At 59.4% G+C, this 24,042-nt stretch carries 22 protein-coding genes; 10 read left to right on the forward strand and 12 right to left on the reverse strand.

What is annotated here, in order from left to right:
• Positions 1-51: 51 nt before the first annotated feature.
• The 5 genes from LRK71_RS16130 (at position 52) to LRK71_RS16150 (ending at position 5,858) form a co-directional block, all read left to right on the forward strand.
• Entirely contained in the window at positions 52-891 is an 840-nt protein-coding gene (locus LRK71_RS16130) for an EamA family transporter (RefSeq protein WP_232404912.1), read from the forward strand.
• Positions 892-1,286: 395 nt separating this feature from the next.
• Positions 1,287-2,411 carry an extracellular solute-binding protein gene (locus LRK71_RS16135; RefSeq protein ID WP_232404914.1) on the forward strand — a complete coding sequence of 375 codons (1,125 nt, stop codon included), beginning with the start codon at positions 1,287-1,289 and terminating at the stop codon, positions 2,409-2,411.
• A 146-nt stretch (positions 2,412-2,557) separates the two neighbouring features.
• Entirely contained in the window at positions 2,558-3,670 is a 1,113-nt protein-coding gene (locus tag LRK71_RS16140) for an ABC transporter ATP-binding protein (RefSeq protein ID WP_232404915.1), read from the forward strand.
• Positions 3,671-3,681: 11 nt separating this feature from the next.
• Entirely contained in the window at positions 3,682-4,602 is a 921-nt protein-coding gene (locus LRK71_RS16145; RefSeq protein ID WP_232404916.1) for an ABC transporter permease, read from the forward strand.
• Positions 4,599-5,858 carry an ABC transporter permease gene (locus tag LRK71_RS16150; protein ID WP_232404920.1) on the forward strand — a complete coding sequence of 420 codons (1,260 nt, stop codon included), beginning with the start codon at positions 4,599-4,601 and terminating at the stop codon, positions 5,856-5,858. Before LRK71_RS16145 ends, LRK71_RS16150 begins: the two co-directional genes overlap by 4 nt.
• A 123-nt stretch (positions 5,859-5,981) precedes the next feature.
• Here the strand turns inward: LRK71_RS16150 and LRK71_RS16155 are convergent, their stop codons facing one another.
• Positions 5,982-6,746 (reverse strand): maleate cis-trans isomerase family protein, encoded by a 765-nt coding sequence (locus LRK71_RS16155; RefSeq protein WP_232404921.1) that lies wholly within the window; start codon positions 6,744-6,746, stop codon positions 5,982-5,984.
• A gap of 306 nt (positions 6,747-7,052) precedes the next feature.
• Between LRK71_RS16155 and LRK71_RS16160 the strand changes: the two genes are divergently transcribed.
• Together LRK71_RS16160 and LRK71_RS16165 are read left to right on the forward strand one after the other, a co-directional pair.
• Entirely contained in the window at positions 7,053-9,230 is a 2,178-nt protein-coding gene (locus LRK71_RS16160; RefSeq protein WP_232404922.1) for a Hint domain-containing protein, read from the forward strand.
• 104 nt (positions 9,231-9,334) lie between these two features.
• A complete protein-coding gene (locus LRK71_RS16165; RefSeq protein ID WP_232404924.1) occupies positions 9,335-10,273 on the forward strand; it encodes a DMT family transporter in 939 nt (312 codons plus the stop codon).
• Positions 10,274-10,277: 4 nt separating this feature from the next.
• On the opposite strand, the gene maiA is transcribed toward LRK71_RS16165, so the two are convergent.
• From maiA to hmgA, 6 genes are all read right to left on the reverse strand, one after another.
• Positions 10,278-10,919, reverse strand: a complete 642-nt coding sequence (gene maiA / locus LRK71_RS16170) for a maleylacetoacetate isomerase (RefSeq protein ID WP_232404925.1) — start codon at positions 10,917-10,919, stop codon at positions 10,278-10,280.
• Positions 10,912-11,133: a DUF2783 domain-containing protein gene (locus LRK71_RS16175; protein ID WP_232404926.1), complete on the reverse strand. Its 222-nt coding sequence runs from the start codon at positions 11,131-11,133 to the stop codon at positions 10,912-10,914. Before LRK71_RS16175 ends, maiA begins: the two co-directional genes overlap by 8 nt.
• 6 nt (positions 11,134-11,139) lie before the next feature.
• A complete protein-coding gene (locus LRK71_RS16180) occupies positions 11,140-12,753 on the reverse strand; it encodes an FAD-dependent oxidoreductase (protein ID WP_232404927.1) in 1,614 nt (537 codons plus the stop codon).
• Positions 12,754-12,937: 184 nt separating this feature from the next.
• Positions 12,938-13,888, reverse strand: a complete 951-nt coding sequence (locus tag LRK71_RS16185; RefSeq protein WP_232404929.1) for an MBL fold metallo-hydrolase — start codon at positions 13,886-13,888, stop codon at positions 12,938-12,940.
• 69 nt (positions 13,889-13,957) lie between these two features.
• Positions 13,958-15,220 (reverse strand): fumarylacetoacetase, encoded by a 1,263-nt coding sequence (fahA, locus tag LRK71_RS16190; RefSeq protein WP_232404930.1) that lies wholly within the window; start codon positions 15,218-15,220, stop codon positions 13,958-13,960.
• A 133-nt stretch (positions 15,221-15,353) separates the two neighbouring features.
• The gene (gene hmgA / locus LRK71_RS16195) at positions 15,354-16,709 is read right to left on the reverse strand and encodes a homogentisate 1,2-dioxygenase (protein ID WP_232404932.1); all 1,356 of its coding nucleotides are present in this window, start codon (positions 16,707-16,709) and stop codon (positions 15,354-15,356) included.
• A 69-nt stretch (positions 16,710-16,778) separates the two neighbouring features.
• On the opposite strand from hmgA, the gene LRK71_RS16200 reads away from it, so the two are divergent.
• Both LRK71_RS16200 and LRK71_RS16205 read left to right on the forward strand, forming a co-directional pair.
• Positions 16,779-17,246: a MarR family winged helix-turn-helix transcriptional regulator gene (locus LRK71_RS16200; protein ID WP_232404934.1), complete on the forward strand. Its 468-nt coding sequence runs from the start codon at positions 16,779-16,781 to the stop codon at positions 17,244-17,246.
• 41 nt (positions 17,247-17,287) lie between these two features.
• Positions 17,288-18,538, forward strand: a complete 1,251-nt coding sequence (locus LRK71_RS16205; protein WP_232404935.1) for an adenylate/guanylate cyclase domain-containing protein — start codon at positions 17,288-17,290, stop codon at positions 18,536-18,538.
• Positions 18,539-18,567: 29 nt separating this feature from the next.
• On the opposite strand, the gene LRK71_RS16210 is transcribed toward LRK71_RS16205, so the two are convergent.
• The 5 genes from LRK71_RS16210 to trmD all read right to left on the reverse strand — a co-directional run bounded on the left by LRK71_RS16210 (position 18,568) and on the right by trmD (position 22,919).
• Complete coding sequence (locus tag LRK71_RS16210; protein ID WP_232404936.1) at positions 18,568-19,377, reverse strand: division plane positioning ATPase MipZ; 810 nt, start codon at positions 19,375-19,377, stop codon at positions 18,568-18,570.
• A 239-nt stretch (positions 19,378-19,616) separates the two neighbouring features.
• On the reverse strand, positions 19,617-19,838 hold the full coding sequence (gene rpmE, locus LRK71_RS16215) for a 50S ribosomal protein L31 (RefSeq protein WP_027242443.1): 222 nt from the start codon (positions 19,836-19,838) through the stop codon (positions 19,617-19,619).
• Positions 19,839-19,849: 11 nt separating this feature from the next.
• Positions 19,850-20,224, reverse strand: coding sequence for a 50S ribosomal protein L19 (gene rplS / locus LRK71_RS16220; protein WP_232404938.1), 375 nt, complete (start codon positions 20,222-20,224; stop codon positions 19,850-19,852).
• 283 nt (positions 20,225-20,507) lie between these two features.
• Complete coding sequence (locus LRK71_RS16225) at positions 20,508-21,965, reverse strand: M20 family peptidase (RefSeq protein WP_232404939.1); 1,458 nt, start codon at positions 21,963-21,965, stop codon at positions 20,508-20,510.
• Between the two features lie 114 nt (positions 21,966-22,079).
• Positions 22,080-22,919: a tRNA (guanosine(37)-N1)-methyltransferase TrmD gene (trmD, locus tag LRK71_RS16230; protein WP_232404940.1), complete on the reverse strand. Its 840-nt coding sequence runs from the start codon at positions 22,917-22,919 to the stop codon at positions 22,080-22,082.
• A 55-nt stretch (positions 22,920-22,974) separates the two neighbouring features.
• Between trmD and LRK71_RS16235 the strand changes: the two genes are divergently transcribed.
• A complete protein-coding gene (locus LRK71_RS16235) occupies positions 22,975-24,018 on the forward strand; it encodes a phosphotransferase family protein (RefSeq protein ID WP_232404941.1) in 1,044 nt (347 codons plus the stop codon).
• The last annotated feature ends 24 nt before the right edge of the window (positions 24,019-24,042 follow it).

Genomic DNA, 24,042 nt, shown 5'->3' on the forward strand with positions numbered 1-24,042 from the left:
TTACCACCATTTCTTTGATCTGTTTGAGCCACCGCGAAAGGTGCTTTGCCGATGACGCCCTTTGTTGTCTTTATCATCCTTTCGGCGGCGCTGTTGCACGCGGTTTGGAATGCGATTGTCAAAACCGCTGCTGATCGCACCACGACCCTGGGGCTGGTCGCCCTGGGCCATGTGATCCCCGGTGTCATCATGGTGATGATCCTACCGCTGCCAGAGCTGGAAAGCCTGGGCTATGTGGCGCTGTCGACCCTGATCCATTTTGGCTATTTCTACATGCTGGGACAGGCCTACAACCATGGCGACCTTAGCGTTGTCTACCCTATCGCCCGCGGTATCGTTCCGGCGTTGGTGGCGCTTTGGGCGATGTTCTTTGCCGATGAGTTCCTGCCGCTGCAGGCCTGGGGCGGCATTGCGCTGATCGCGCTGGGCATCCTGCTGAGCAGTTGGAAGGCGCTCAAATCCGGGGTTGGCGGCGTGGCGCTGCTCTATGCGCTGGGCACCGGGCTTTGTATTTCTTTCTATTCTACCGTGGATGGGCTGGGGGTGCGCCTGTCGGGCAATACGCTGAGCTACTGGGCCTGGGGGGCGGTGGCGCATATATTTGTGACTGCCGCTATCGGGCTGCGCCGCCGCCGGGTGCTGCGGCTGATCCCGCTGCGCAGCTGGGTGATTGGTATCACCGGGGGCTTTGTGTCGATGACGGCCTACGGGTTGGTGCTCTTTGCCAAGAATTTTGCCCCGCTTGGTGCGGTCTCGGCGCTGCGTGAAACCTCGGTGATCTTTGCCGCGCTGATTGGGTTTCTGGTGCTGAAAGAGGGCAACTGGATGCGCCGTCTGGGTGCCGCCATGGTGATGGCGCTGGGGGTGGCGCTGATCGGCCTGTCGGTTTGATCCCCCTTTGGTCAGCCCGGTGATACCTCTCGTGGCAGACTGGCGACAGGCTGTCGATGGGGTGTAGATGGGCCGGTGGTCAGCCTGCCCAGGTTATCCATCCGTCTGTTTTATAGGCATTTCCTGGCGCAGGGCTGTGTTCGGCATCTGTCATGTTGACGGAATGGGCTGCGGCGCGCAAACTCTTGTTACAACACCACCTTATTCTGCCGCAGCTAAGGGGAATCGAGTGGTGTTGTAACAAGACTGGAGCCATGATTTCGCAGTGCTGCGGCATTTTGGCCTTATCAGTTTTTGAAACTGTCACTGTTTGTTGGGCGTAATGCCTCGCACTCTTTCAATATAAAAAAACAATAAGAAACAAGACCAACAACCCACTAGGGAGAAAATTGAACATGACTACCAAATCTAGCGTCACTCGCCGGACCCTGCTGAAAAGCGCCGGTGCGGCTGCTCTTGCAGCGCCGCTCTATTCCAAAAGCGCGCTGGCGTCTTCGGGGGAAGTGAACATTCTGATGTGGTCGGATTATCTGCCGCCTGCCTTCATCGAAGGTTTTGAGGCAAAGACCGGCATCAAGGTAAATTACACTGGTATTGGCTCGAACGAAGAAATCATCAACAAGATGAAAGCCACCAAGGGGCAGGGCTTTGACATTGTTTCGCCGACCAACAACCGGTCGTTGCAGTGGGGCCCGCTGGAACTGCTGAAGCCATTCGACATGAGCAAGGTCAACATCGACGCGGTGAACCCCGCGATGGCCAAGATTGGCACAACCGCCTGGAACTTTGACGGGGCCGGTGTGCATTGGCTGCCACATATCTGGGGCACCGAAGGTATTGCTTATCGCACTGACAAATGGCTGCCAGCGGGCGATGCGCCGTCTTATGGCGATGTCTGGTCCGAAGAAAACGCCGGCAAGACCATGGGCCGTGCCCATTCTATGATGCTGGGTGCGGGGCTCTATATGGAAGCCTCTGGTGAAATGGAGCCGGGTTCTGTCTGGGCCGCCTATGGTGACGAAGACACCATGCGCGATGTCTGGGGCAAGATCACCGATTGGTGCATGGCGCGCAAAGACCGGATCAAGCTGATCTGGAACGATGCCGATACGCAGAAAAACGGGCTGCTGAATGAAGGCGTCGTGGTTGGTCAAACCTGGGATGGCCCACCTCTGGCGCTGAAAGCTGCGGGCGAGCCAGTGCATTACCAAGCCCCTGTTGAAGGTGCGATGGCCTGGGTCGATGGCATGTCTATGCCGGTTGGCGCGAAAAACGAAGAGCAGGTCTATGCCTTCATCGACTATGCCTTTGGCCAGGAAGCCGCCGGCAAGGCGATTGACAGCCATGGCTACAACTCGCCGGTTCTGGGGGCCGACACCTATTCCGGTGACGTCTACAAAAAGAACTTTGCCGAAGCCTATCCCGCCGACAGCCTGGCCAATCTGAACCCATGGCCTGCCGAAGCGCCCTGGTATGCCGCAGTGCGGACCGAGTTCGTCAACAAGTTCAAAAGCGCCTGATTTGTTTTTGACAAACTGGCCTCCGGTTTTCCGGGGGCCAGTCCAAGCGCCCTGTGCGCAGAACACATCTGAATGAATAGAGCAGCCTGTTTGCGCCGGGGGTATTCTCCACCGGGCAGGAGAGCTGTGAGCTGAGGAGAGACCACATGAGTGCTGGGGTCGGCGTAGATCTTGAAAACCTCTGGATCCGCTTTGGAGATTTTGTCGCCGTGCGCGACGCAAAAGTGCATATCAACGGAGGGGATTTCTTTTCCTTCCTTGGCCCCTCGGGCTGTGGCAAGACAACGATCTTGCGCGCGGTTTCGGGATTTCTGGAACCCAGCGAAGGCCAGGTGTTGATTGGCGGCAAGGACATGAAGGGGATCGGCCCCAACAAACGTCCCACCGCGCTGATCTTTCAGAACCTTGCCCTGTTCCCGCTGATGAAGGTCTGGGAAAACATCACCTTCTCGATGGAAATCAAAGGCGCATCGGCGCGGGAGCGGCGCAAGCGCGCTGATGAACTGCTGGACATGATTGCCCTGCCGGATCAGGGGGACAAGCTGCCCTCGGAATTGTCGGGCGGTCAGCGCCAGCGGGTTGCCATTGCGCGTGCGCTTTGTGCTGAACCCGATGTCTTGCTGCTGGATGAACCTCTCTCGGCGCTGGATCTCAAGCTGCGCCAGCACATGCGTACAGAGCTGCGTGAAATCCAGAAACGGGTGGGCATCACCTTTATCTACATCACCCATGACCAGGGCGAAGCCTTGACCATGTCCGATAATATTGCGGTCATGCGGGCCGGTGTCATTGACCAGATTGGTGATGGAAAAACCATCTACAACGATCCCTCGACAGCTTTTGCCGCCTCTTTTGTTGGGGAAAACAATGTCTTTCGTGGCACCGTGAAGCAGGTGCAGGGCGATACTGCGCTGATTGCCACCAATCGATCCGGCGATCTTTTGGCGCGGGTGTCCAGTGCCAATCAGGGCAAGATGAAAGCGGGGGACGATGCGATGATGTTCATCCGCCCCGAAGCCTTTGCGCTGGCGCCGGTGGGCAGCGAGGGCGACCATTTTGTCACCGCCACCGTCACCAACGAGGAATTTGAAGGCAATGCGTTCAACATCTTCATGGAAGGCGACGGCGGTAAGGAAATGAAGGTTTCGCTGCCCAATCTGGGCCAGTCCTTTGATAGCCACAAGGGGCAGTCGATGACCCTGCAATATGATGTCCAGAACGCTGTGGCCTTGCCGGCCGGCGATCTGGCCACCGAATAGGGAGACTGGCGATGCCCCGTTTCCTAAAAGAATTTTTTGATCGCAACGGTCTGGGCATTGGCTCCTTGATGCTGGGGCTGGTGCTGTTCTGGACCATTGGTCTGATCATCATGCCGCAGCTGTCGATGCTGGACTTCTCTTTTCGGCCCAACCTGCCGCCGCCAGAAATTGGCGGGCCAAAAGACGTCTACACGATGGAAAATTACAAATATCTTGTCTTTGGCCCCGAAGGCGGCAGTCAGGACTTTAATGCCGTTGATCTGAAGGTGTTTTACCGCACCCTGATTGCGGCGGTCTTTGTTACCATCTTCAACCTGATCCTGTGCTACCCAATCGCGTATTACCTGGCTCAGACCAAGGGTAATCACATCCGCATCTTTGCGCTGATGCTGATCATTCCCTATTGGATCAACGAGATCCTGCGCGCCTTTGCGCTGCGGATTATCTTTGGCGAGACTGGCGTATTGAACAATCTGCTGGTGGCGGCTGGGGTGTTTGACACGCCGTTTGATTTCATCCGCAATGACATCGCGCTGTATGCCGGGCTGGGCTATGCCTATATCCTGTTGATGATCTTTCCGATCTACAACGTGATCGAAAGCCTGGATCGTAATCAGATCGAAGCTGCCCGCGACATGGGGGCGAGCTGGCCGATGATCCACCGCCGCGTGGTCATCCCCTATGCCAAACCGGGGATTAGCTCGGGCTGTACCATGGTGTTCATGCTGTCTGCCGGGGCGCTTGCGGCGCCACAGATTCTGGGCGGGCCGTCTTCGCTTTGGTTTACCCAGCTGATCTATCAGCAATTCAACGACAACTCTGACTGGCCACAGGGCGCAGCCTATGCCGTGGTACTGCTGGTCACCTGTATCCTTCTGGTGCTTGCAGTGATGCGCCTGTTCAAGGTGGACATGGGGGATATCGGCAAATGAAGAACCTTTCTCTTATGCGCCTAAGCATCTGGGCCTATCTGGCTATCTTCTTTGCCTATTTGCTTGGGCCTTTGGTGATCATGTCGGTCACGGCCTTCAACTCTCCCGAGTTCCCCCGTGCCACCCCCTGGGAATGCCTGACCTTTGAATGGTTTTCGGCTCTGTTTCACGACGAACGGATCCTCAACGGTATCAAGAACTCTGTTCTGGTGGGCTTTGGTACCGTTATCCTGTCGGTGGCCATGGGGCTGGCAGGGGCCCTGATGCTGACCCAAATCTGGCCCAAGTTGCGGGCGACCTATTACACCATCATCATTGCGCCGATCCTGGTGCCCGGTGTGGTGATCGGTATCTCGACGTTGGTGTTCTGGGACCGGATCAACCGGATGCTGGGGCTGGGGGCGGATAGTTTCCTATCCAATGGGCTGTTCCTGACGGTGATTGGCCAATCCACCTTTATTGCCAGCTACTGCATGCTGGTGCTGGTGGCGCGTCTGCAGCGCTATGATGCTGCTCTGACAGAGGCGGCGCTGGATCTGGGTGCCACCCATGCACAGGCCTTTCGCAAGGTTCTTCTGCCCTTCATGAAGCCTGCTATCGCAAGTGCCGCAGTGCTGGCCTTTCTGGCGAGTTTCGAGAACTACAACACCACCACCTTTACCTTTGGCGAATACCCCACTCTGACCATCGAGCTGGCGCAAAAGGTTCGCTATGGCATCACCCCGGCGATTTCGGCGCTGGCCTTTATTATTGTGTTGCTGACGGTCTTTGCCGCGCTGTTCAACGAGGCCAATATCCGTCGCAAGGAACTGGTGTTTGAGGCGCGCAAAGGGGCAACGGTCGAAGAGCTCAGCTCAGGTCGCTTCAAGATGCCGGGCTTTCTCAGCTCTAATTGGGCGGCGGTTGCGCTGGTGGTCGTGGCCTGTGCGACGGTGGTCGTGGTGGGAACCGCAACAGTCTATAGCCCGCAGCAATGTATCGCCAATGTGCAGGAGCAAAAGCGCCTGGAGACAGAGATACGTATCCAGGAGTTGCAGCGCCAGCGCGAGCTGCGCCGCCAGCAGCAAGAGGCAGAGCAGGGCAGCACAGCCCCAGCCCAGTCTCAACCTGCGGATAACAACTCTGGCTTTGGTGGCGTCTTTGCTCCCAATACCCTGTCGGGTGAGGAAGAAAGTGGCGCGGCTGAGCCTGCAGAGGAAAGCTCGGGGTTTGGTGGTGCCTTTGCCCCCAGCACTTTGAGTGGCGATGGCAACTGAGCCTGCGCCTTCTGCGCCCCTCTCCTGCGCGCCGCTATGCAGGAGGCATGATCCCCCGCCCGACATCGCTGTCGGGCGGGGGTTTTGCACCATTTGCATCAAATAGGGGGGGGGCAGGATGCCCTAATGCGGGCTGGCCAGGGGCTTGCTGGTCAAAACACCTGGGGCGTCTGTGGCCAGGGGGGCGCCTGACAGCCGGGCCATATGCCAGGCTAGGGCCTGATTACTGCTGATCACGGGTTTGCCAATGCGCTGCTCCAGATCGTCGATAATGTCCAGTGTGCGCAGATTGGTACAGCTAAGAAACACTGCCTGAACCAATGGATCCGCCCCTACCTGCAGCGCGGCGGCATGGATCGAGGCAGGGTCAATGCGGGCGACATTGGCCTCGACCTCTTCGCCAAAGGAGACAAGGCTTGGAACCTGTAGGCCCGCCGCCTCGAAGGTTTGGCGCATCGGGCCCGAGACCGAGTCTATATAGGGTGAAACCAGCCCTACCGATGTCAGATCCAACGCCGCAAAGGCGGCCAGCGTTGCATCAAGCGGCTGGGCCACATGCCGGGTGGTCAGGGCGCCCTGCACCAGATCAGCCACCCGTTCGGGGCCAATCAGGGTGGTGCCAGAGGTGCAGCCATAGGCGACCACATCAAACGCCACCCCCTGCGGCAAGAGCGCCGCCGCCGCAGGAAGGTCGCGTTCCATCTGGGCGATGGTTTCCGGGGTCAGCGCCGCGCCAGAGGGGATGCGATTGACATAGATCGCGATGTCGCGACTGGGAAACAGGCGGCGAAAATCCTGCTCGATGGTTTCATCCACCTGCAGGGCAATCAGGCCAAGGGTGGCGGTGGATCCGATTGGTCCGGTCAGCTGATATGGGAAATGCTGCATGGCGCTGGGCTCCTGGTAGGGAAAGGGCGAGGCGCAGCTTTGCCGGTTCTGGCCGCCACCGCAAGGCTGCTCCTACGCCTGCCAACTGATGTTGGGCTTTGTGTTCGGCGCTAGCTGTCGTGGCGGCTGCCTGTCTGGTCGTGGCAGCGCAGACCACATTTTTCCCTTGAACGCCATATATTTACCGCAGTTGAGCCGACTCTCTACCGTTTTTACATGACAGAGCTATGCCTTGAAGCGGAGAACTCCACCGGCCTACAGCACGTGTTGCTAGGCGATCCGCAGGTAAGGGCTTGGTAGGGCGACATGGCTGTTTTAGACAATGCAATCTGGTTGACCGGGGCAGACGGCAGTGCCGAAAACGGTAGCACCACCCTGTTCGAAGCGGGGCAGAACACCACGGTCACCGGGCGCTTTACCGCTGCGGCCTGGGATGCCAGTCAGTCTGGCACCAAGGTTTCGGATTTTGGTGCCTTTGGGGTCACCGGGCCGATCACCGCAGAATATAGCTTTTCCAATCCAATCACTCAGCTTGCCTTTGATCTACAGCATGTGAATGCCTCTGGCAGCAGCCATGACGACAAATTCACCCTACGCATTCTGGATGCCTCTGGTGTCCTGGTCCCGGCGGATGAGGTGATCGCAGGCCTGACCGGTGTGACCCACCATAGCGTCACTACAAACCCTGATGGCACCGTTTCAATAGAGGCAGAGGGCAGCACCGCTGATGATATCGGCGTGGCGCTGGAGGGGCCGATTTCGGCGCTGGTGGTGACCTATGAAAATGGCTCTGATGCGCCTCAGTCAGGCGGCGCGGGGATTTCGGATCTGTCATTCTCTATCCCGCCACCGCTGGATTACCAGGTTGAGGGCACCGCCGGTGATGACCTGATTGATGCAAGCTATCTGGGCGATCCCGAAGGCGACCGGGTTGACAATAGCGATGCGCAGGATGGCTCTCAGGATGACACAATTCTGGCGGGCGATGGCAATGACACCGTGCGCGCGGGTGATGGCGACGATTCCATCGAGGCCGGCGATGGCAACGATTACGTCGAAGGCGGTGAGGGCAATGATACCCTGCGCGGCGGCTGGGGCGACGATACGCTTTATGGCGGTGCGGGGAATGACAAGCTGGAAGGGCTCTATGGTAATGACCTGATCTATGCGGGCGATGGCGATGATCATGTCTTTGGCCGTGATCAGGATGACCTGATCTATGGCGAAGGGGGCAACGATACCCTGATCGGCAGCAAGGGCACGGATACTGTCTGGGGCGGCGCGGGCAATGACACCCTGGCGGGCAGCCAGGGCAATGACGAGATGCACGGCGGCGCAGGCAATGACCTGGTGTTTATTGGTGTCCATGAAGATTCCGACCGGATTTTTCTGGATGAAGGCAATGACTTTCTTGATGGGGGCTCGGCCGGGTCGTCGTTTTACGGCGAAGGCGGCACTGGCGATGACCGGATGAACAGCGGCGTCGGCGATGACACACTGCTGGGCGATGCGGGCCGCGACACCCTGGATGGCGGCGCGGGGGCTGATCAGCTGGACGGCGGCGCGGATGACGACAGCATCGTTGGCGGCACCGGCAATGACACGCTGATCGGTGGCACCGGCGCAGATACCCTGCAGGGCGGTGATGACCGGGATGTTTTTTTTGGTGGCAGCGGCGATCTGGTAGATGGCGGCGAGGGCGGCGATGACCACGATGTGCTGGACCTGCGCGGTGCGGGGCGCAGTACGGTCACCTTTGACCCGGATGACGGCGAGGCTGGTCGGGTCGATTTCCTGGATGACGCGGGCAAGGTCACAGGCAGCCTAAAGTTTTCCAATATCGAAGAGGTGATCCCAGAGACGGTGGCCTGTTTCACCCCCGGCACCCTTGTGCTGACCCCGGCTGGGCAGATCCCGGTGGAAGAAATCACGCAGGGGGCGCGGGTTTGCACGCTGGATCACGGGGTCCAGCGGGTGCGCTGGGTTGGGACGCGCCATCTTGATGCCTTGGATCTGGCTGCGCGACCTGGGTTTTGCCCGGTGCGGATTACGGCGGGGGCCCTGGGGGACAACCGCCCCAAGCAGGATTTGCTTGTGTCGCCCCAGCACCGCATGCTGCTAAGCGGTGCCCATGCAGAAATGCTATTTGGTACTGCAGAGGTTCTGGCTGCTGCCCAGAGCCTGGTGAATGGGCGCACAATTCTGCGCGTCGAACCCGGCTCGGTGACCTATATTCATCTGCTGTTTGATAGCCATGAAATCATCTGTGCCAATGGTGCCTGGAGCGAGAGTTTTCAGCCCGGAGAGCAAACGCTGTCCGGTATGGCGGTGGCGCAGCGGGCCGAGGTTCTTGCCCTGTTTCCCGAAGCGGCGCTGATCGGCAAGCGTTTTGCCGCGGCCCGCCCATCGTTGAAATCCTATGAGGTGGAGATATTGCAGAGCTTTGCAGGCCCTCTGACAGGTGCGCTTGAGGGGGCGTACTGATCCAGGAGCAAATGCGGCTAAATGCGCAGGAAACGGGTCGCGCTGCGCGCTGAGCCCCTGCAGGGTTGGGGTCTGTCTGCCCTCTGTTGAAGAAAGCGCGCCCCGTGACCAAACCTGCCTCTCCTGCAATTGATCTGCCAGCCGGGCTCTTGCTGGCGGCGCTGGCGCTGGTCTGGGGCGGGTCGTTCTTTTTTGCCGAGATTGCATTGCGGGCGCTGCCGCCGCTGACCATTACCCTCTTTCGTGTCGCCCTGGCCGTGCCAGTGTTGTGTCTGGTGCTGCGCTATAAACGGATTGCCCTGCCACGGGATCTGCGGATCTGGCGGGCCTATCTTGTCATGGGGGGCCTGAACAATGCGCTGCCGTTTTCACTGATCTTTTGGGGGCAGACCCAGATCGAAAGCGGGCTGGCCTCAATTTTGAACGGCACCACGGCGATATTTGGCGCTGTTGCAGCGGGGCTGTTGCTGAAGGACGAGCCACTGACTCCGGCAAAACTCATTGGGGCGGCCCTGGGCGGACTGGGGGTTGTGGTGATCATGGGGCCTGCGGCCCTGGGTGATTTGGATCTGCGCAGCCTGGGCCAGCTTGCGGTGCTGGGCGCCGCGCTGTCCTATGCCCTGGCCAGTGTCTGGGGTAAGCGCCATCTGGCGGCGCAGCCACCGCTGATGAATGCGCTGGGGATGCTTTTGGGCAGCACGGTCTTGATGCTGCCGGTGGCGCTCTATGTCGATGGGCCGCCCCGGTTTGATTTCGGCACTGAAACCTGGGCCGCGCTGCTGGGGATTGCGTTGCTGTCCACGGCTCTGGCCTATCTGCTGTATTTCGAGATATTGCGCCGGGCTGGTTCGGCCAATCTGATGCTGGTCACCCTGCTGATCCCGCCCGTTGCGGTAAGCCTTGGGGCGGCGCTGTTGGCCGAGCACTTGCCGCAGGAGGCCTATCTGGGATTTCTGGTGATCGGTCTGGGGCTGGTGGTCAGCGATGGCCGCCTGTCCAGAAAGATCCTGAACAGGCGGCGCGGGCGCATTGATGCACCCTGAAGGATTAGTGAACGGGCTTCACCGCATCCGGGTGGGCTGCCGCAAAGGCGGGGTGTGAGGTGCAGGTTTCCTCTACGGTGCAGATCCGTGGCAGATCGGAAAAATCGACCCCCCAGCGACGCGCATTGTAGAGCTGCGGCATCAGGCAAAGATCGGCCAGGCCAGGCTTATCCGCAGTGCAGAACGGCGCGGCGTCATAGGCCTGCAACAACTGTTCAAAGGCCTGCAATCCGGGGCGGATGAAATGCTGCATCCAGCCGCCGGGCATATCCTTGGCCCCATCCGAAAGCAGGGTGGCCTGCTTGGCCACCCGCAGGTTGCAGACCGGATGCAGATCAACCGCAATGCTATGCGCCAGCGCCTGGGCCTGGGACCGCCCCGCCGGATCCTTTGGCAGCAAGCCCAGATCGCGGGTTTGATCCAGATAGTCCAGTATCGCCAGCGATTGGGTCAGGCGCAGCCCGTCGATATCCAGCACCGGCACCAGACCCTGTGGATTGCGCGCCAGATGGGCGGGGCTTTTGTGTTCGCCTTTGACCAGGTCCACCGCGATCGCGCGATAGGGGATGTTGGCAAGGTTCAGCGCAATGCGCAGCCGATAACTGGCCGAAGAGCGCCAGTAGTCATAGAGGGTTACCTCAGACATCCTTGGTTCCCTTGGCAGAGGGTAGCGCGGCGGCGGCCAGCGCCTGTTGCAGCACCGCCGTGTCGCCAATGTGATTGGCCAATATCAGGATCAGCCGGGCGTTGAAGGCCTCGCTATCGGCTTTGTCCCGTCCCTCATGGGCGGCAAGCAGATCGGCGTAGAAATCATCGGCACCATTGATATTTGGCTCTAGGATCAGTTTTGAGTCAGACATTTCGGGTTACTCCTTTCCAACGGCGCGGCGCAGGGCGGCGCGGAATTGGTTGTCGTCATAAGACGGACGGCGGGCTGCGACATGCTGATCGGGGCGGATCAGGTAGACGCCGCTGGGGGCCTTGCCCAGATAGCGATCTTGCAGCGCCCCGGTTTTGTCATCCTTGACCGAAAGCGCCAGGCGTTTCACGGTGAGGCCTGCTTCGGTAATTTCATCGGGCGCTTCTGCGTCGATGGTCAGCAGGATAAACTGATTGCCCAGCTTCGGGAGCAGGAAATCATCCCCCAGCGGCGCATCGGGGCAGGCCGATCCAGGCCGGGTGCGCTCTGGTCCATCGGACAGGGCATCTGCCGAATTCAGCGGCGATCCATCATAGGTGCAGGGCTGTGACAGGCGACCGGAATTCACCAAGGGGCGGGCAAAGGCATGGTGTTCGCTTAGGTCGAGCACCGCATCGCGCAACAGCCGCGACATCTCTGACTTGGGGGTGATGAAATCGGTAGACCGGCTGGAGTTGAGGATGTTTTCCTCGGCACCCTGCACCCGCTCCAGGTTATAGCTGTCTAGCAGGCTTTCGGAGGCCTTGCCGTCGATCACCAGTTTCAGTTTCCAGCACAGGTTGTCGGTATCCTGCAGGCCGGAATTGGCACCGCGTGCCCCAAAGGGAGAGACCTGATGCGCCGCATCGCCGGCAAACAGCACCCGGCCGTGGCGGAAGTTTTCCATCCGGCGGCATTGGAAGGTGTAGATCGAGACCCACTCGAGTTCAAATTCCACCTCATCGCCCAGCATCGCCTTGAGACGGGGAATGACGTTTTCGGGGCGTTTTTCGCGTTCTTTGTCGATGTCCCAGCCCAGCTGCAAATCAATGCGCCAAACACCGTCGGGCTGTTTGTGCAACAGCGCTGATTGCCCCCTGTTGAAGGGCGGGTCAAACCAGAACCAGCGCTCGGTCGGGAAATCGGCCTCCATCACCACATCGGCAATCAGGAAGTTGTCTTCAAAGATGCGGCCAACGAAATCCAGCCCCAGCATGCGCCGGGTCGGCGATCCGGCGCCATCACAGGCGATCAGCCAGTCCGCCTCTAGGTTATAGGCGCCTTCGGGGGTATCGATTTCCAGCGTCACATGGTCGGGGTGGGTGCCGATGGCCGAGACCTTGTTGCGACCGCGGATCTCGATTGGGGCACCTTGATCCTGCAGTTCGCGAAGGCGATCAACCAGATAGGCTTCAAGGTAATACTGCTGCAGGTTGATAAAGGCGGGGCGCTGATGGCCTGTTTCTGGCTGCAGGTCAAAGTCATAGACCTGCCGGTCATCAAAGAAGACCTTGCCCTTGTTCCACAGCACCCCCTTGTCGATCATCGGCTGGCCACAGCCCAGGCGATCAAGGATCTCTAGTGGCCGTTTGGCAAAACAGATGGCACGCGAACCAAAGCTCACCTTGTCGTTTTCATCGAGGATCACGACCTCGACACCTTCCTGTGCCAGCTCGATCCCGGCAGCCAGGCCAATCGGCCCGGCGCCAACCACCACCACGCGGTGGCGGGCCGGGGCGGCACTGTCCTGATCCGCGTGACGGGCATAAGGGTACATCGGGATTTCAAAGATCTTGTTCATCTGGTCTCCTCCCAAAGGGGGTGCCAATCCGATCACCTGATTGGCACAACTTCTCTGTGTCCCGGCAAGCTAGCCCTGCCGGGAGGATATCCGTATTGTCTCACATGTTTCAGCCCGGCGGTACGACCTGGATCAAAACGCGCCATGACAGGCTGAAACATCAGCGTGTGCGGGGGACAGTCGTTTACCCCTGCAGCGCCGCCCACATCTCCAGATCGCGCTCGGCGGTCCAGATGCGCGGTGTGTCAATACCACGGGCCTCGTCAAAGGCGCGGGCCACGTTGAAGGGCAGGCAGTGTTCGTAGATGGCATAGTCTTGGAACTTGGGGTCGCATTCGGCGCGCACCGCATCCCAGGCCTCTTTCAGGGTGCCGTTGCGGGCGGCAACCCGTGCCGCAGGGCGATAGGTGCTTTCAACAAAGTCGCGGGTGTTTTCAATCGCGTCATTGACCATCTCCTTGCCAATCAGCGCATCGCCACGACCGGGGGCAATGGCATCCACATCAAAGGATTTGATGGCATCCAGGGTGTCACCCCAATCGGAAAAATGACCATCGCCGCAGTAGCAGGCAGAATGGTATTCAACGATATCGCCTGTGAACATGACGTTTTCATCCGGCACATGCACCACGATGTCCCCGGCAGTATGGGCGCGGCCCAGATGCATCAGGTCAATACGACGATTGCCAAGATAGACGGTCATGTCTTCGTTGAAGGTGGTGGTGGGATAGGTCAGGCCGGGGATGCTCTCGTGGCCTTCAAACAGGCGGGGAAAACGCTGGAATTCGCTGTCCCAGTCTTCCTGGCCGCGTTCCACCACCATGGCGCGGGCCGCATCGCCCATGATCACCTGACCGGCGCCAAAGGCCGAGGCCCCCAGCACACGCACTGCGTGATAGTGGGTCAGCACCACATGGCTGATCGGCTTGTCGGTGACCGAACGCACACAGTCGATTACCTTGTTGGCCAGGCGCGGCGTCGCCTGGGCCTCGATGATCATTACCGAGTCATCGCCAATGATGACGCCGGAATTGGGATCGCCTTCGGCGGTAAAGGCGTAGATATCCTTGCCGACCTCCGTGAAGGTGATTTTCTTTTCGCTCATGTCCCCCTGGGACGCAAATGCCTTGGCCATGTCTCTATCCTTTTGTCACGGGTCAGGGGCGGAGAACCCGCCGCTGACAAATATCTAATGGGCCTGCCGTCAGGCGACTGGAGGCCAGGCCTTGGCAGGCAGGATCTTGCCCGTGCAATCGCCAAACCCGATGGTAAAGCCATCGCCACGGGCATTGCCGCGCAGGGTCAGGGTGTCGCCATCCTCGATGAAGCCACGGCTTTCGCCGGTCTCCAGGGTGAAGGGCTCGCGCCCGGCCCAGCTCAGCTCCATGAGCGAGCCGAACTCGGACCGCTCAGCGCCGGAAATGGTGCCAGAGCCCAGCAGATCGCCTGTGTTCATCTCGCAGCCACCAATGGCATGATGGCATAGCTGTTCAGCTGCCGAGTAATACATCCGGTTGTAGTTGGTCTTGGCGATCTGAGACGCGGTGGCCGCTCCTTCAGGCTGCATCAGCACTTCCAATTCGATATCATAGAGCCCATCCTTGCTGCCCTTCAGATAGGGCAACAGCTCTTTCTCACGGGCAGGTGTCGGGGCGCGGAAGCTTTCCAATGCAGCAGCGGTGACGATCCAGGGCGAAATCGAGGTGCCAAAAGCCTTGCCCTGGAACGGCCCCAGCGGCTGGTATTCCCAGCCCTGGATGTCGCGGGCCGACCAGTCGTTCAGCAGAACATAGCCAAAGATCATCGCGTCGGCTTCATCCACCGTGATGGGCTGGCCGAATTCGGAGCCGGTGCCAACAATCGCGCCCATTTCCAGTTCAATATCCAGCCGCTTGCTTGGCCCGAACGAGGGCGCTTCGGCATCAGGGGCCTTGGTCTGCCCATTGGGGCGATGGATCGGCGTGCCCGAAACCACAACGGAAGAGGCGCGACCATTATAGCCAATGGGAATATTCAACCAGTTGGCCGGCAGATCAGGTGATCCCCGCAGGATCGCCCCCATGTTCTTGGCATGCTGCATGCCGGCATAAAAATCGGTGTATTCTGCTACAGCCAAGGGCATGTGCAGGCTGGCCTCTGCCTGTGCGACCAACAGGGGCTCCAGCTTTGCCTGCTCCGCAGATCCTTCTTCTAGCAGCGCCGTCAGGCGGGCACGCAGCGCGGCCCAGACCGCAGGGCCCTCTTCCATCATCTCGTTCCAGAAGGGCATCTCAAACAGCGGATAGTCCGCCAGCTGCAGCAAGCCGACCTCTTCGGCGGCCTGGCAATCCAGGATCATATCGCCAATCGCCACCCCGCAGCGCGGATCACTATCGGCGGTGGAGAACACACCATAGGGCAGGTTGTTCAGAGGAAAGGGGTGCGCGGCGTCATTAGCCGAGCTCACCCAGGATTTCAGAAGCGGCATAGAGCCTCCAGTCTGTTGCAAGATCCGCAGATCTCATTTCATCTTTCCGGAAATACCTCCGGGGGTGAATGGGCCCTAAAGGGCCCAGAGGGGGGCGGCGCCCCCTTCTGTTTGTACTTGGTCTACCCGCAGCCTATTTCATACCGGGCGTGCCGTCGAATTTCTTCTCTATGTCGCTCCAGCACTCGATGTAATCATCCTGCATCGGGGCTTCCTTGGCGGCGAATTCGGTCAGGTGCTGCGGGAAACGGGTTTCAATCATAAAGGACATGGTATTCGCCAGCTTCTCCGGGCCGAGGTTGGAATTGGACGCCCCTTCAAAGGCGTCTTTGTCCGGCCCATGCGGGATCATCATGTTGTGCAGGCTCATGCCACCGGGGATGAAGCCCTCTGGCTTGGCGTCATACTGGCCATAGATATTGCCCATCAGTTCGGACATGATGTTCTTGTGGTACCAGGGCGGACGGAAGGTGTTTTCGGCCACCATCCAGCGATCACGGAACAGCACAAAGTCGATATTGGCCGTTCCCGGCACGCCTGAAGGTGCGGTCAGCACGGTAAAGATCGACGGATCCGGGTGATCAAACAGGATTGCACCCACCGGGCAATAGGTCTTCAGATCATATTTGTAGGGTGCATAGTTGCCGTGCCAGGCGACCACATCCAGCGGCGATTGTGCGATCTGTGTCTCATGGAACTGGCCGCACCATTTCATCGTCAGGCTTGATGGGGTTTCGCGGTCTTCAAAGGCGGCTACGGGCGCCTTGAAGTCACGCGGGTTTGCCATGCAATTGGCGCCAATCGGGCCACGGCCTGGCAGTTCGAATTTCTGCCCGTAATTTTCGCAGACAAAGCCGCGGGCAGGGCCGTCCAGCACTTCGACCCGGTAGACCAGGCCACGCGGAATGATGGCGATTTCCTGCGGTTCCACATCAATAACGCCCAGCTCGGTGGCAAAGCGCAGGCGGCCTTCCTGAGGGATCACCAGCATTTCGGAGTCGGCTGAAAAGAAATAGGCGTCCTGCATGCTTTCGGTCACCAGATAGACATGGGTGGCCATGCCGACCTGGGTGTTCACATCCCCGGCGGTGGTCATGGTTTTCATGCCGGTCAGCCAGGTCAGCTTTTGCCCGTCATGGGCAACCGGATCCCAGCGATATTGGCCAAGGCTGGCCAGATCGGGGTCGATACAGGGTGCTGACTTCCAATAGGGAAGGTCGATCTTGGTATAGCGATGCGAATGTTTCACCGAGGGGCGGATGCGATAGCACCAGGTCCGCTCGGGTGGATTGGCGGTGAAGGCGGTGCCCGAGAGCTGCTCGCCATAAAGGCCGTAGTTGCATTTCTGAGGGCTGTTCATCCCCTGCGGCAATGCGCCGGGCAGGGCTTCGCTTTCAAAATCATTGCCAAAACCGGGCAAGTAACCTTCATGCGGGCCAGCAAGAGAGGGGGCCTGAGTCAGTGGGTGTGAATCCGCAGCTTTGTTCATGTCGACGCTCCTTTTCTTCTTGCCGAATTAATAGTTGTTTTTGTAACTAACAAGGGTGAGGAGTATACCATGACTGAAAAAGATGATTTTTCGCTGCAGGATTTTCTGCCCTTTTTGCTGAACCGCGCCGCCGAGGATGCTTCGCTGGCTTTTCAGGCGCATTACAAGAACCGCTATGGCATGCTGCGCAATGAATGGCGGGTGTTGTTTCATCTGGGGGTGTTTGGCCAGATGACGGCCAAGGAAATTGGCCTGCGGGCCAAGATCCACAAGACCAAGATCAGCCGCGCGGTGGCCAAATTGGCGGAACGCCGCTTTGTGTCGCGTAGCCGTGATGAAAAGGACCGCCGAGCAGAGCATTTGCAGCTTACGCCGGCCGGCGAAGCAGCCTATCGTGATCTGCGCGCCGAGGCCGAGAGCTATGACGCCCAGCTGGCGGCACGCTTTGACCCGCAAGAGGTCGCTTTACTGCGGCGCATGCTGCGTAAGCTGGCATCAATAGAAGAGCCAGTTTCAAGCGCGCCAGAGCGAGACTAGGATTGAAGCCTGCGGGCGAATGAGAGAGAGGTAGAGCTAGCATGGACTGTGTGGATGCAAGAACGGCAGAGCTGATCCCTTGGTTGATCGAGCACGGATTGCGCAGCAGTGGCCGCCAGGAACTCCTGAACACCTTTTGCGAAAAATTGGTGGAACAGGGCGTGCCGCTTTGGCGGTTCCATCTGGGACAGCGGGCCTACCACCCGAAGTTTGGCGGCATTGGCTATAACTGGACCCGCAGTGGCGGGATCAGCCATGAACACTATGAACGGCGCCAAAACCCGCGCGAAGCCTGGCTCAAAAGCCCCTTTTATCAGATGCTGGAGCACAACATTGATGTGTTTCAGTCTGACCTGACTGGCCCGTTGCTGACCCGGCACCCCCTGCTGCAAGAACTCAAGGATCAGGGGGCAAGCGAATATCTGGCCCTGGCCCTGCGCTTTACCGAAGATGACACGGTCGCCGATCCCAATGCCCCACCGGAAGGGGTGCTGGCCTCCTGGACGAGTGATCGTGTCGGCGGGTTCTCAGACCAGGACAAGGCGCTGATCCAGGCTCTTTATCCGGTATTGGGGTTGGCGTTGAAATCGATTTCAAACCGGCAGATGGCCAGTGACCTGTTGCAAACCTATCTGGGCCGCGATCCGGGATTGCGGGTGCTCTCGGGGGAATTTCAGCGCGGATCGTCAAATGAGATCGACGCGGTGATTGGCCTGTTCGACCTGAAAGGCTTTACCAGTCTCGCCGGAGAGCTGCCGGGGCCAGCGCTGATCGAGATGCTGAACGACTATTTTGGTATCGCGGTTGAAACGACGCATGCCCATGGCGGCAATATCCTGAAGTTCCTTGGCGATGGGGTGCTGGGGATGTTCAACCTTGGCACGCTGGAGGAGGATGCAAAGGCGGCACTGGATGCCTCGGCAGAGCTGTCTCGCCGAATCAGCCTGCGCAATGAAGAACGCGCGGCAAGCGGGCTACCGGTTGCCGACTGGACGCTGGCCCTGCACGCCGGACGCATTCTGTATGGCAATATCGGTGCGGAAAACCGGCTGGATTTCACCGTGATCGGCCCCGCCGTCAATCAAACCGCCCGGATTGCCGACATGCACCGATCGGTGGGCCAGAACCTGATTTTCTCGCAGGTAGTACAGCGTGCGGCCTCTGGCGGTGCGCATGACATGGTTTCCCTCGGGCGCTATATGCTGCGCGGCGTCAGTGAGCCGATGGAATTGTTCACCATCTACCGACCCGATGGCGCCCTGCCCAGCCTAGCCCTCCATGCCAATGACTAGGCTCTGGACCGGGTTTGCATCTGCCGAGGCTAGATATCGATTTCCACACCGGGCAAGTTCACCGCCTTCATCATGTCGCGCAGTTCTTGCCGGGCGGCGATGTTGGAAATGTTCAGCTGCTTGATGCCAATATCCTTGAGGTCAAGCAGCGTCAGGCCACGCGGGAACAGCTCGCGGAAGATCACCCGTTCGGAAAAGCCAGGGGCAACGCGAAAGCCGATGCGCTTGGACAGCATGTTGATGGCGCGTTCCATCTTTTCCTTATTGACCATGCGCTGGGTGCCAACCCGGTTGCGGATCACCACCCAGTCGATGGGCTTGAGGCCGGCCTGGGCGCGTAGCTGGCGGGCGTTCCAGACCATCTCGGAATAGACCGAGGGGCCGGTAATCTTTTCGCCCTTCTGGTCGGTATGGGCCAGCAGGTCAAAATCAACAAAGCTGTCGTTCAGCGGGGTGATCAGGGTATCGGCCAATGAGTGCGCCACCTGGCTCAATCTTGTGTGCGATCCCGGGCAGTCGATCAGAATGAAATCATTGTCCGGTTCCAGGCTGGATACGGCAGCCGAAAGACGATGATCGTAGACGTTTTCGCCGGGCTGCAGGCTGTCGGCGTCGATCTCGGGGAGTTCGTGCAACTCCACCAGAGGCAGATCCAGCGCCGCCTTGGTCATGAATTCCTTGCGGTTCTCCAGATAGCGCCCGAGGGAGCGCTGCCGCAGGTCGAGATCGAGGGCGGCCACTTTATACCCCAGGCGGGCCAGGGTTGTGGCCACATGGATAGAGACGGTGGACTTGCCTGCGCCGCCCTTTTCGTTACCGACGACTATGATATGCGCCATCTTTTTGTCCCTTTGGTTCGCCGCGCTACGCGGGCCTGTTGTTGGCGCGACTATAGAGTCGGGGCGAATCAATGAAAAGCGCTCAAATGCGGCCAAAGCCCCAAGTTAGGGCCTGATATAGATCTCATTTGACGGGCTGACGCGGGCGCTAAACCGCGCTGTAGCGAAACCGGGCGGGCGACAAAAAAATGCCGCCCCAGAGAGGAACGGCATTTCTGAAAACCAAAAGCTTTGGGTGCTTAGAAGCCCAGGCCTTCGTATTTCTTTTTGAACTTGGAGACGCGACCGCCGGCATCCATCAGACGGGTGTTCCCACCGGTCCAGGCAGGGTGCACTGTGGGGTCAATGTCCAGCGACATCTGGTCGCCTTCTTTACCCCAGGTAGAGCGCATCTTCAGAATGGTGCCATCGGTCATTTTGACGTCGATGAAGTGGTAATCGGGGTGAATATCTTTTTTCATGATACCGCTCCTCAGGCCTTTTTGGCTTTGTAGTGTGAATCTTCAGCGATCCGTGCGGACTTACCGCGCAGGGCGCGCAGGTAGTACAGTTTGGCGCGACGCACGCGGCCACGACGCACGACGGCGATGCTGTCGATATTGGTGGAATGCAGGGGGAACACACGTTCCACGCCTTCACCAAAGGAAATCTTGCGCACGGTGAACGACCCGGAGATGCCCGAACCGTTTTTACGGCTGATGCAAACACCTTCGTAGTTCTGAACACGCGAGCGCGAGCCCTCGGTCACTTTGTAACCGACGCGGATGGTATCACCGGCTTTGAAATCGGGGATGTCTTTCCCCAGGGCGGCAACTTGTTCCGCCTCCAGCTGTGCGATCAGGTTCATCTGATCTTCTCCTATTTTGCTCGTGGTTTTTTCCACGAAGTTTTGCGCGTCCTCAGAGCTCTTGGTCTTCACCGGGTCCCGCAATGCAGCCCGCCAGAGGTTAGGTCGTCCGTTCGTTTAAGCTGTCGGTTCGGGCCGCGCTGCAGGGGCCGAAGAAGGCCGGGCAGGGTCGTGCGGTCCAATCACCAACGACTCGGAGACACGAAAAGCGAATCCAAGTAGGCGGTCTGTAGGCGATATGCGCCCCCGGATCAAGGGCTCTGAGCGCGCAGAGACCTTTGTTTTACTGCTTTTGCAGCAGCGCGCCAAAGAAGTTGATGCCGGTTTCCAGGTTCTCGATCGAAAGCCGTTCGTTGATGCCGTGAAACCGCTCCAGATCGCTGCTATCGATCTTGAAAGGATTGATCCGGTAGGCGGCATCGGCGGCCTGGGCGTAGTGGCGCGCATCGGTTGCGGCAATGGTCAGGCCGGGCACCGTGGCCAGGGGACCAAAGGCGGCAAGAATGGCGTATTCGATATCCAGATAGCCCGGCCCATCCGAGGCAGAGACCGGCGAGGCGGCGCTGGCAAAGCTGGGATCCAGCCGGATCTCGATCTCTGGGTCGTCGATGGTGGCGCGAACATGTTCGACAATACTGTCGACGCTGTCGCGCGGATGAATACGAAAGTTGACGGTGGCAGTTGCCTCGGCGGCCAGCACGTTTTCCTTGCTGGATCCCGATAGCATGGTGGGGGCGGTAGTGGTGCGCAGCATTGCGTCGGTTGACGGTGCGCCGGACAGGATGCCTTCCAGTACCGGGTTGAACAGCCAGCGATTGGCAAAGACCACCCGTTTGTCGATGGGAAAGTAGCGCCCAAGCGCATCAAAGAATTCTTCTGAAATACCGTTCAGCCCACCGGGAACCGGATTGGCCTGCAGCCGATCTACTGCGCGGGCAATACGCCCCACTGCCGTGACGCGCGGCGGCATAGAGGAATGCCCACCGGGAGATGTCGCCACCAGATCCAGTGTCACATAGCCCTTTTCCGACAGGTTGATGCTGGCCACCGGCTGGGTCAGGCCGGGGATGATCTTGTCTAGCACAAAAGAGCCCTCATCCAGGGCCCAGGCCAGCTGCACGCCCTGGGCTGTCAGGTGTTCGGCCACCGCTTTGGCACCATCACCGCCGATTTCTTCATCGCCGCCAAAGCTGAAATAGACGGTACGTTTGGGCGTGAAACCCTGTTGGATCATATGTTCGGCGGCGCTGAGCATGGCGACCAGTGCGCCCTTGTTGTCCAGTGTGCCCCGCCCCCAGACAAAGCCATCCGCCACCGTGCCGGCAAAGGGCGCGTGATCCCAGTGCTGCAGCGATCCGGGCGGGATCGGCACCACATCGTAATGCGCCGCCAAGAGCACGGGTTGCAGGCTGGCATCGCTGCCCTGCCATTTGTACAGCGGTGTCTGCGCGGCCAGCACCTCGCGGCTCATGGTGGCATGTACGACCGGGTAGCTTTGTTCCAGAAACTGCAAGAAGGCGGCAAAATCGGGCCGGGCCAGATCGTCAGACACGGTTTCAAACTGCACCGCCTGCGACAGGATTTCAGTGGCCGCGCCAGTATCCGCCCCCAGGGCAAAGCTTTCGGTTGTGGCGGTGACCTCGGGTGGGGTGTAGCGCATTGTATTGATGGCAAGCACCGCCCCCAGCACCAGGATCAGCACAAACAACCCGGCCAGAATGCGCAGCAAGATACGAAGCATCAGAAATCTCCTGTGTTCAAATGCCCCGCAGTGTCACCAGAGGCCGCTATCAATAAGTCACGTGGTCTGCCCATCTTGCCCAGCGAAACCGCGACTGTCCCGGTTGACGAGGCGTCACTTGGCCCGGCCTTTGCCCTTGGGTTTGGAGGGCGGTGTCTTGGCCTCATGCGTTTGCCATAGATCGGGGCGGCGGGTGCGGGTGATCTCCTCGGACATCTGCTGGCGCCATTCAGCGACCTTGCCGTGGTGGCCGGACATCAGCACGTCGGGGATCTTGCGGCCCTGCCATTCGGCAGGGCGGGTATATTGCGGATGCTCCAACAGGCCAGAGGAAAAGCTTTCTTCTTCGGTCGAGGCCTGATTGCCCAGCACACCGGGGATCAGGCGTACGGTGGCATCGATCAGCGCCTGGGCGGCCAGCTCTCCGCCAGTCATGACAAAATCTCCCAACGAGACTTCCTGGATGTTGTAATGCTCCAGGACCCGCTCATCGACGCCTTCAAAGCGACCGCAGAGCAGCGTCATGCCATCACAGCGCGCCAGGTTTTGCATCATGGCCTGATTCATCGGTTTGCCGCGCGGTGTGAGGTAGATCAGCGGCCAGTTGCCGCCCTGGGGTGCGGTGGTGTCCTGCATGGCGTGGTCGATGGCATTGCCCAGCACATCTGCCCGTAGTACCATGCCCGCGCCACCGCCTGCCGGGGTGTCATCGACGTTGCGGTGTTTTCCGACGCCAAATTCACGCAGATCCACTGTTTCCAGCTGCCACAGCCCTTCCTGCAGCGCCTTGCCGGTGAGGCTCTCGCCCAGCACGCCGGGAAAGGCGGTGGGAAACAGCGTCAGGATCTTGGCCTTCCAGACGCCGACCAGTTCAGGCGTTGGCGTCATCAGTTCACGCGGCTTCAGGGAGGGGCGGATCGCCTTGCGGCCATGGGATTTGTTTGGTGTACTCATGCAACCGTGTTTAGTTCAGATAGATTTGCGCGCAATACAAAGCTTAGGTGTTTTGATGAATTTGGAAAACCCGCTTGATCTCGCCGAGGGGGCTGGCGTCGATGCGGGCAAGGAGGCGCAGGCGCGCACCGAGGCGCTGTGGCCCAGGGTCGCGACCAGTATCGGGCTGCCTGAGGCGGATGTCACGTTTCGCAGATTGCAGGTTAACAGCCGCCGACAGGGCCGCCGCTGTGTTGTCGAGGTCAGACTTCCGGACGGCGACCGGTTTGTGCTGCGCGCGGATTTTGACGCAGAGCGGTTGCCCAGGTTTGCCAATGTCCTGGCGCGACACCGGTCAGCGGTACAGGGTTTGCGCCCTTTGTCCGGGGTATCGGCACCGGCTATTCTGTGGGAAGATCCGCAAAACTCCTATTACCTGATGGCCTTTGCCCCAGGCGATACCGCGTTCCGCACTCTGGCGGCGAGTGACTATGGGTTTGGCGCGCGCGGCGCTGTCTTGCGACAGATCGGCCAGGCGGTGGCGGCGCTGCATCGGGTTTCTGAGGTCGGAGAGCGGCAGTTCCGCCCCAAGTCATTTTTGACCCGGATTTCTGCCCGCGCTCAGGCAGTACGTGGCGGGCAATTGGCCGTGCCCAAGCCCAATAGATTTCTTGGCCTCTGCGCCTTTTTGCATCGCGCGGCGCGGCGGGCGCGGCAACAGTCTTTTATCGGTGCGGTTGAACATGGTGACCTGCATCTGCGCAATATGCTGATGACCGATAGCATGGTCTCTTTCATTGACTTCTCCAACCATAAAGAGACCTACCCGCAGCGGGATCTGGCCTCGATCTGGCTGGCAAACTGTCCGGATCATCTGGCAAAGGATGGGCGCGAACCCGGCTATGGGCTGGTCGCCAAAGAGGATTGGGCGGCCTTTCAGGACGGCTATGGTGCCAATCTGGTAGATGACCCGGTGTTCAGGTTTTTCTTTGCGCTACGCCTTTTTACATCCTGGTCTCTGCTGGCCCAAAAGCCGCAACCGCTGGATGTGAAAACGCTCCGGCGTGCAGATGCGTTTGTTGCCGTCTTCGACGCGCTTCTGGCCGAGGAGACCGACTAGCATGTTGCGCAAAACTGGGCACCG

The sequence above is a fragment of the Pseudophaeobacter flagellatus genome (assembly GCF_021228235.1).
Classification (GTDB): domain Bacteria; phylum Pseudomonadota; class Alphaproteobacteria; order Rhodobacterales; family Rhodobacteraceae; genus Pseudophaeobacter; species Pseudophaeobacter flagellatus.

What these genes read in the sequence shown, in the direction of transcription:
- LRK71_RS16155 (WP_232404921.1), bottom strand. Translation starts at nt 6,746, where the DNA reads ATGCAGCATTTCCCATATCAGCTGACCGGACCAATCGGATCCACCGCC.
- rpmE (WP_027242443.1), bottom strand. Translation starts at nt 19,838, where the DNA reads ATGAAAAAAGATATTCACCCCGATTACCACTTCATCGACGTCAAAATG.
- LRK71_RS16180 (WP_232404927.1), bottom strand. Translation starts at nt 12,753, where the DNA reads ATGAACAAGATCTTTGAAATCCCGATGTACCCTTATGCCCGTCACGCG.
- LRK71_RS16135 (WP_232404914.1), top strand. Translation starts at nt 1,287, where the DNA reads ATGACTACCAAATCTAGCGTCACTCGCCGGACCCTGCTGAAAAGCGCC.
- trmD (WP_232404940.1), bottom strand. Translation starts at nt 22,919, where the DNA reads ATGAGTACACCAAACAAATCCCATGGCCGCAAGGCGATCCGCCCCTCC.
- LRK71_RS16200 (WP_232404934.1), top strand. Translation starts at nt 16,779, where the DNA reads ATGACTGAAAAAGATGATTTTTCGCTGCAGGATTTTCTGCCCTTTTTG.
- LRK71_RS16210 (WP_232404936.1), bottom strand. Translation starts at nt 19,377, where the DNA reads ATGGCGCATATCATAGTCGTCGGTAACGAAAAGGGCGGCGCAGGCAAG.
- LRK71_RS16225 (WP_232404939.1), bottom strand. Translation starts at nt 21,965, where the DNA reads ATGCTTCGTATCTTGCTGCGCATTCTGGCCGGGTTGTTTGTGCTGATC.
- LRK71_RS16185 (WP_232404929.1), bottom strand. Translation starts at nt 13,888, where the DNA reads ATGGCCAAGGCATTTGCGTCCCAGGGGGACATGAGCGAAAAGAAAATC.
- LRK71_RS16235 (WP_232404941.1), top strand. Translation starts at nt 22,975, where the DNA reads ATGAATTTGGAAAACCCGCTTGATCTCGCCGAGGGGGCTGGCGTCGAT.
- LRK71_RS16175 (WP_232404926.1), bottom strand. Translation starts at nt 11,133, where the DNA reads ATGTCTGACTCAAAACTGATCCTAGAGCCAAATATCAATGGTGCCGAT.
- maiA (WP_232404925.1), bottom strand. Translation starts at nt 10,919, where the DNA reads ATGTCTGAGGTAACCCTCTATGACTACTGGCGCTCTTCGGCCAGTTAT.
- LRK71_RS16145 (WP_232404916.1), top strand. Translation starts at nt 3,682, where the DNA reads ATGCCCCGTTTCCTAAAAGAATTTTTTGATCGCAACGGTCTGGGCATT.
- LRK71_RS16140 (WP_232404915.1), top strand. Translation starts at nt 2,558, where the DNA reads ATGAGTGCTGGGGTCGGCGTAGATCTTGAAAACCTCTGGATCCGCTTT.
- fahA (WP_232404930.1), bottom strand. Translation starts at nt 15,220, where the DNA reads ATGCCGCTTCTGAAATCCTGGGTGAGCTCGGCTAATGACGCCGCGCAC.
- rplS (WP_232404938.1), bottom strand. Translation starts at nt 20,224, where the DNA reads ATGAACCTGATCGCACAGCTGGAGGCGGAACAAGTTGCCGCCCTGGGG.
- hmgA (WP_232404932.1), bottom strand. Translation starts at nt 16,709, where the DNA reads ATGAACAAAGCTGCGGATTCACACCCACTGACTCAGGCCCCCTCTCTT.
- LRK71_RS16130 (WP_232404912.1), top strand. Translation starts at nt 52, where the DNA reads ATGACGCCCTTTGTTGTCTTTATCATCCTTTCGGCGGCGCTGTTGCAC.
- LRK71_RS16160 (WP_232404922.1), top strand. Translation starts at nt 7,053, where the DNA reads ATGGCTGTTTTAGACAATGCAATCTGGTTGACCGGGGCAGACGGCAGT.
- LRK71_RS16205 (WP_232404935.1), top strand. Translation starts at nt 17,288, where the DNA reads ATGGACTGTGTGGATGCAAGAACGGCAGAGCTGATCCCTTGGTTGATC.
- LRK71_RS16150 (WP_232404920.1), top strand. Translation starts at nt 4,599, where the DNA reads ATGAAGAACCTTTCTCTTATGCGCCTAAGCATCTGGGCCTATCTGGCT.